Origin of the sequence: Streptomyces sp. NPDC088554, from assembly GCF_044752945.1 — a bacterium.
In the GTDB taxonomy this organism is placed as follows: Bacteria; Actinomycetota; Actinomycetes; order Streptomycetales; family Streptomycetaceae; genus Streptomyces.
In genome coordinates this window covers 21,899-28,325 of sequence record NZ_JBIVMF010000044.1, presented here as the reverse complement: position 1 = coordinate 28,325, position 6,427 = coordinate 21,899, and the positions used below count along the sequence as shown (strand labels likewise).

At 67.8% G+C, this 6,427-nt stretch carries 6 protein-coding genes and 1 pseudogene; 4 read left to right on the top strand and 3 right to left on the bottom strand.

The window, feature by feature from the left end:
* Nucleotides 1–350: 350 nt before the first annotated feature.
* Nucleotides 351–1,364 (bottom strand): helix-turn-helix transcriptional regulator, encoded by a 1,014-nt coding sequence (locus tag ACIP8W_RS30555; RefSeq protein ID WP_402205619.1) that lies wholly within the window; start codon nt 1,362–1,364, stop codon nt 351–353.
* A 63-nt stretch (nt 1,365–1,427) separates the two neighbouring features.
* On the opposite strand from ACIP8W_RS30555, the gene ACIP8W_RS30550 reads away from it, so the two are divergent.
* Nucleotides 1,428–2,822 carry an FAD-binding oxidoreductase gene (locus tag ACIP8W_RS30550; RefSeq protein WP_402205617.1) on the top strand — a complete coding sequence of 465 codons (1,395 nt, stop codon included), beginning with the start codon at nt 1,428–1,430 and terminating at the stop codon, nt 2,820–2,822.
* Between the two features lie 60 nt (nt 2,823–2,882).
* Here ACIP8W_RS30550 and ACIP8W_RS30545 read toward each other — a convergent pair whose 3' ends face one another.
* Both ACIP8W_RS30545 and ACIP8W_RS30540 read right to left on the bottom strand, forming a co-directional pair.
* Nucleotides 2,883–3,116, bottom strand: a complete 234-nt coding sequence (locus tag ACIP8W_RS30545) for a plasmid pRiA4b ORF-3 family protein (RefSeq protein ID WP_402205615.1) — start codon at nt 3,114–3,116, stop codon at nt 2,883–2,885.
* A 288-nt stretch (nt 3,117–3,404) separates the two neighbouring features.
* Nucleotides 3,405–3,947, bottom strand: a pseudogene (locus ACIP8W_RS30540) (helix-turn-helix domain-containing protein); the annotation flags it as partial.
* A gap of 152 nt (nt 3,948–4,099) precedes the next feature.
* Here ACIP8W_RS30540 and ACIP8W_RS30535 point away from each other — a divergent pair.
* The 3 genes from ACIP8W_RS30535 to ACIP8W_RS30525 all read left to right on the top strand — a co-directional run bounded on the left by ACIP8W_RS30535 (nt 4,100) and on the right by ACIP8W_RS30525 (nt 6,384).
* The gene (locus tag ACIP8W_RS30535) at nt 4,100–5,245 is read left to right on the top strand and encodes an IS30 family transposase (protein ID WP_402205621.1); all 1,146 of its coding nucleotides are present in this window, start codon (nt 4,100–4,102) and stop codon (nt 5,243–5,245) included.
* Nucleotides 5,246–5,337: 92 nt separating this feature from the next.
* Nucleotides 5,338–5,688, top strand: a complete 351-nt coding sequence (locus ACIP8W_RS30530) for a hypothetical protein (RefSeq protein WP_402205613.1) — start codon at nt 5,338–5,340, stop codon at nt 5,686–5,688.
* 294 nt (nt 5,689–5,982) lie between these two features.
* Nucleotides 5,983–6,384 (top strand): hypothetical protein, encoded by a 402-nt coding sequence (locus tag ACIP8W_RS30525; protein ID WP_402205611.1) that lies wholly within the window; start codon nt 5,983–5,985, stop codon nt 6,382–6,384.
* The last annotated feature ends 43 nt before the right edge of the window (nt 6,385–6,427 follow it).

Genomic DNA, 6,427 nt, shown 5'->3' with positions numbered 1-6,427 from the left:
CAGCAGCAGAGTGCCGAACCGCACGGTTCACCGCATTAACATCTGTCCCCATTCATCCGTACGAAGGTGGGGACGTAACTGTGTACGCCGACACCGGGCCTCACGGAACTCCAGCAACGCGATCACCGACGGCACCACACACCTCCGAGGCAGAACCAACCCCTCGCTGGCTGCCCACAGTTGGCCACCCCGACACCGAAACCACCCGAAACCCACAGGTCATCGAGCTACAGCCCGGTTCACCACAACGCTCTCACTAGGACGAATGAAGATCGCCAACAGCATCCCGAAAGTGAGACAGGGCCGTTAACTTGACACACCCGTCGCCCGCGGCACCGCAGCTGTGGTGGTCACCGCGCCGACAGCGTCGCTCGATCATGCGACCGGGTCCGACCCAGTCGCGTTCCGAGCCGGTGCAGACGATCCATGATGTCCGGGGGTGCGTCCACGATGAACTCGGCTCCGATGGTGGCGACGAGCACGATGTACTGGGTGACCAGCTCCGGAGACTCGGCCGTGAGGCGGATCCGGCACCGGCCGGGGCCGAGGTCGTCGATCTCGCCGGGGATCGGGGCGAGGATGCCTGCCCGGACGTCTGCTGCCGATAGGTCCACGGTTAGTCGCGCCGTGTAGCGATAGGAGGCAGCTGCCAGTGAGCGTCTGACGAAGCTGACAGCATCGGTGGTCGGCAGGTCCCGTCGTTCGGCAGGTCGGTGGGCGCGAAGGGGAGTGTTGATCCGATCGATGCGGAAGATACGCCAGTCCTCGCGATCATGGTCATATGCCACGAGGTACCACAATCCGCGGAGGATGACGAGACTGTGCGGCTCGGCCCCCCGAGTGCTGCGGCGTCCGGTACGGTCGCGGTAGTCGAAGCGGACGCTCTCATGCTCGTGGCAGCAGGCGGCCAGCACAGCCAGCGTGGCCGGGTCGACGGGTGCTGCGTAATCGCCGGGTGCGGCGCTAGTGGCGCGGGAGATCGCAGTCAGTTGCGGGCGTAGACGCGCCGGGAAGATCTGCTCAAGCTTGACCAGGGCCGTGAGCGAGGCGTCCTCGATCCCACTAACGCCACCCTGGCTGGCTATGGCGAGCCCAACAGCCACCGCGACGACCTCGTCGTCCTCGAGCAACAGGGGCGGCATGCTGCTCCCGGCTGCAAGCCGGTACCCGCCCGACGTTCCTGTGGTTCCGGTTACCGCGTAGTCGAGGGCCCGTAACCGGTCGATGTCGCGGCGCACCGTTCGCTCGGTCACTTGCAGCCGCTGAGCCAGTTCGGTGCCCGTCCAGGTCCGTCGCGTCTGCAGCAGGCCGAGCAGACGCAGCATCCGCTCGGGCAGGTCGCGCCGTCGAGGTTCGTCCATCATGGAGCTCAGACTGCCACTAATTCCGGACGTCTAACGTCCGGAAGGACGTCTAGTGTCGCAGCCATGGAGATCACCAAGACCGATATTCAGGCCCTCGACCAGTATGTGGACGGAACTGTATACAGCGGTACTCAAGCCCCGGAAGACAGGGCAGGTGCCCAGCTCCTTGCCCCGCATCACCCGGCGGTTGTGCTCGAGGCGAGGTGCGCCGAGGATGTCTCTCGGGCCGTAGCCTTCGCCGCGGATCACGGGATGCAGGTGGCGGTCCAGGCCACCGGGCACGGGCGCACGCGTGCTCTCGACGGGGGCCTGCTCATCGATACGGGGTGCATGCGTGAGGTGAGGGTCGACGCCGCGACTCGTAGGGCGTGGGTCCCGGCCGGGGCGACGTGGCAGGATGTCATCGAGCAGGCGGCACCACACGGGCTAGCGCCGCTGTCAGGTAGCCTCCCCACGGTCGGCGCGGTCGCTTACACCCTGGGCGGGGGCATCGGGCTCCTCGCCCGACGCTACGGCTACTCAGCCGACCACGTGACGCGATTCGAGGTGGTGACCGCCGACGGCAAGATCCGGCAGGTGAGCCCAGAAGACGAACCTGACCTGTTCTGGGCACTGCGCGGAGGTGGCGGCAACCTCGCCGTCGTGACCGGCATGGAGATCGACCTCATGCCCGTCGCAGAGCTCTACGGCGGCAGCCTGATGTTCGACCTCGCGAAATCCCCCGAGGTGCTCACCGCCTGGACCACGTGGACCAGGTCGGTACCGGAGGCGATGACCTCGGCGGTGGTGGTGATCCCCTTCCCGGACCTACCCATGATCCCAGCGGACGTGCGAGGGCGTCAGGTGGTCCAACTTCAGGTCAGCTTCGCCGGACCGGAAGAACAAGGACGACGTCTCGTCGAGCCGCTGCTCCGCGCCGGATCGCAACTGCGGAACACGCTGCGCACCCTTCCCTACATGCAGTCCGGGGCGGTCTCAGACGAACCGGACCGGCCGGCGGCCTACCGGGGGAAGAGTGTGCTGGTCGACGACCTCGATCCGCGCGCCCTGACCGCACTCGCCCATCGAGCTGGCACCACACCAGGCGGGTGCACCGTCGGGGTGCGACACCTCGGGGGCGCTCTGGCGCGCACCCCGAATGTTCCAAACGCTGTGGGCCATCGGTCGGCCCAGTACTCCGTGGGTGTGTTGTCCCTGCTCCACGATGGCGATCCCAGCGGGGTGTCCCAGGTCCACGACGAGCTGCTCGCACCTTTCGCACTCCACCGGCTCGGGCTCTCGCTGAACTTCACTTTCGGTCCTCTCGAGCCGGATCAGGTGCGGACCGCCTTCACACCAGCAGATGCTGATCGCCTCGGCGAGATCACGGCACGCTATGATCCGCGCGGCGTCCTGTACGCCAACCACCCGATCCCGGCGCCTGCGCCACCGAACGACTCGGACGCAGACCTAATCTGACGGTCCTCGGACCGTCGCGGCGTCGCGTCTAGTGTTGCGCCGCGGAAGTTCCGCTGCTGGCTATGGGATGGTGAGGCGCTTGTTGATGTCCTCGGCGTCGAATCGGCTGGGGTCGAAGGCGCCGCCCACCCATTCCAGGAGTTCGTCGTGCTCCTCATGCCTGGGGTCGGTGATGGCCTCGATGAAGTTCGCGTAGCCCCACGGGCCGCCGCAGTCCTCTGGCGGGCAGGCTCGGCGGCCGGTCAGGCAGCGGGGATAAGCCACTCCTGGGTCCCGGGGCAGCGCCTTCTCCACCTCGATGGGGTGGACTCAGTCGTAAGGCTGGCTCAGGGCGCGGTTCTGGTCTCGCGACCAGCCCGTTTCCCTTAGCCACCTCCCGAACCCGCCGTGCCCATTACTGTGCAACGGGCTCTGCACAGGTCTTGTTGACCGGTTGTCCGCGTACTCCTTGAAGTGGCCCTGGCAAGATTCTCGTAGGCAGAGATCACCACGGCGACGCGGGACGGGTACCTCCTGGCAGTGGGCATCCTCCTGTTTTGTGTTGCTGAACTCCCTTCTCTGCTCCCGCATTTGTCAGGTGCTTCCGACCCTCGGGCCGCCGTAGGCGTTGCGTGACTTGCTCTGCGTCGCGTCGCGGTGCTTCTCGCCTTGGTGGCGGCCGACGTAGCGCCAGCCGCCACCGTCGGGGATGTTCCCGAGCTTCTTCACGTCTACGTGCACCAGTGATCCCGGATGGTTGTGCTCATACCGGCGGACGGGCTCACTGGTCTCACGGTCGACGTAGGCGAGTCGGTTCAGGCGGGCCGATCGCAGGAATCGATGCACTGTCGACGGGGCGATATTGAGTCTCGCAGCGAGCTGGACCGGCCCTTCCCGCAGACGTAGTCGCAGGCTGACGCACCTCTTCGGCACGGTCTTGGGTGTCTTGGCCGGAGAGCTCCGCGGTCGTGAGGATCGGTCCTGCATGGACTCGCCTGCGAGGTAGCGATCGACCCAGCGCTTCACGGTCGGTCAGGACACCTGGAAGCGGGCCGCGACTTCGCTGATTGGCCAGCCGTCGTCAGCGACGAGTCGAGCGACTTTCAGCCGGTGGCGCGGGGTGAGGGCCGCGTTCGAATGCGACACCTCTGAGCTCCTGGACAGGCTGAAAGGCCGGCCATGGTGCTTGGGTTCTAGGAGTCGTTGCAACACCCCAGTTCAGGGGATGCATTGGACTTCGAGATCCGTGAGGACCGGACGGCCCAGGGGCCGGTGAAGCTGAGCCGGGAGCGGGAGGCATACTCCCGGCTCATGAGCAGGGCCACACCAACGCGCAGGCGTGCCGGATCATCGGCATCGACAGCAGGACCGGCCGCAAGTGGCGCAACGGCCGCAGCGCGGACCGCCGGCAGAAGGCGGCACCACCGATCGACGCGGTGGTGCCGCCTTCCGGTCCGTCCAGGTATCTGACCGAGGCCGAGCGCATCCACATCGCCGACCGCCTGCGGGAGAAGGCCGCGATCCGGGCGATCGCCGCGGAGCTCGGCCGCAGCCCCTCCACAATCAGCCGGGAGACCCGCCGCAACCTGCACTCGGGCAGCGGTGCCTACCGCCCCCACGCAGCCCAGGCGAGGGCGGACGCCCGCCGGCCCCGCCCCAAGCCCCGCAAGATCCTCTCGAACCCGCAACTTCGGGACACCGTCCAGGAGTTGCTGGACGAGCGGTGGAGCCCCGAGCAGATATGCCACGCTCTGCGCACCAGGTTCCCCGACCGCCCGGAGATGCACGTCGTGCCCGAAACCGTCTACCAGGCGCTCTACGTCCAGGGCCGGGGCGAACTGCGGCGCGAGCTCGCCGGCGCCCTGCGCTCCGGCCGCGTCCGCCGCAGGCCCCAGCGGCAGGCCAACCGCCGCCAACCGCGCTTCATCGACCCGATGGCCATGATCAGCGAACGCCCCGCCGAGGCCGAGGACCGGGCCGTCCCCGGGCACTGGGAGGGCGACCTGATCATCGGCAAGGACCACAAGTCCGCGATCGGCACCCTGGTCGAGCGCTCGACCCGCTACGTGATGCTGCTGCACCTGCCCGGCGCCCACACGGCCGATGCCGTCCGCGACGCCCTGGTCGCCACCGTCCAGACCCTCCCGGCCGAGCTGAAGCGCTCGCTGACCTGGGACCAGGGCTCCGAGATGGCCGCCCACAAGAGCTTCACCGTCGCCACCGACGTCCCGGTCTACTTCTGCGACCCGGGCAGTCCCTGGCAGCGCGGCTCGAACGAGAACACCAACGGCCTGCTGCGGCAGTACTTCCCCAAGGGCACCGACCTGTCCGTCCACACCCCCGAACACCTCGCCGCCGTCGCCGACCAGCTCAACCGCCGCCCACGCAAAACGCTCGGCTGGGAAACCCCAGCCGAGCGTCTGGCTAAACTCATCGCGGCCTAGACAACCGACCACGTGTTGCAACGACCCCTAGAAACTGCCCCGACGCCATCCTGGCCGCCGTCGCCCAGCTCGCCCCCGAGAACCAGGCAGAGGTGACCGTCTCGACTGCCCACAAGGCCAAAGGCCGCGAATGGGCCCGCGTGAAGATCGCCGACGACTTCACCCCGCCCCCGGACAGCGACCAGCAGGACGACACCGGCTGCGCTCTTCCAGGCCCTATCGACGACGGTGAAGCCCGCCTCGCCTACGTGGCCGTCACCCGCACGCGCAGGTGCCTCGACCTCGGCGGCCTGTCCTGGATCAACCAGCATCCCGACGGCGGTGGCGTATCCGGCGGCCCCGCGCCGGTCCCTGGTTTGTCTGTAGCAAGGTTCGTTGGTACCAGCGCACCAGGTTCATTCGGCTCCGACAGCCGTTCGACCACCGGGCCGGTGGCGAGCTGATGCACAGGCGCAGCCAGCGAGAAGAGGCCGTCAGGGGCGCTGGTGAGCCGTCGACCACCGGTTCGAGCTTGGTACCAAAAGACCTTGGAACCGTGGTGCCCACGGAAGTGCTTACAGACACTGGTTCTCTCCCGGAGGCGTCGACGCCCCGGTGTGTCGTACAGCTCCGGTAGACATTTCGCTCCCCGGCCCATACCCACTGCCCGGTGTCGGCGAAGCCCAGCGTGGCGAGATGGCGCGCGGCGTCGCGGCCGTCCGCTGTCCACAGACGGCCCCGGCCAGGCTCCTGAAGCCATGAACACCAGCTCGCCGGGCATTGCCCGCAACAACGGGAAGGCGTCGCGCTGCGAGCGCCACGATGCCTTCCTCCACCCGGAAGAACAGACCGAGTTGGCCGCACGGTTCCCGGCCGGCCACCAGGCGCAGATGGCATTCCTCCTGGCCGTCTACACGGGTAACACCTCCGTGGTCGCGGCACTCTTGGGCACCGGAGTACGTGCGGTGCGCCGTCACTGCCGTGGGTGGCCGCCGCCTCCCGGACCTCGGCTGCGCCGGGCCCTGCGCCGCCGTGTACTGGACCTCGTGTGCCCGCGGTGCCTGTCCGATCGTGCGGTGGAAGAGGCGCACCAGGCGAAACGGGAAGCCCGGCGCGCGGCCCGACGGATTCCGCGTGATCGGGGCGGTCTGGAACGCTGACACCCGTGTGCCCGAGGACCTTCATCTCCCTCAGAACATTGAA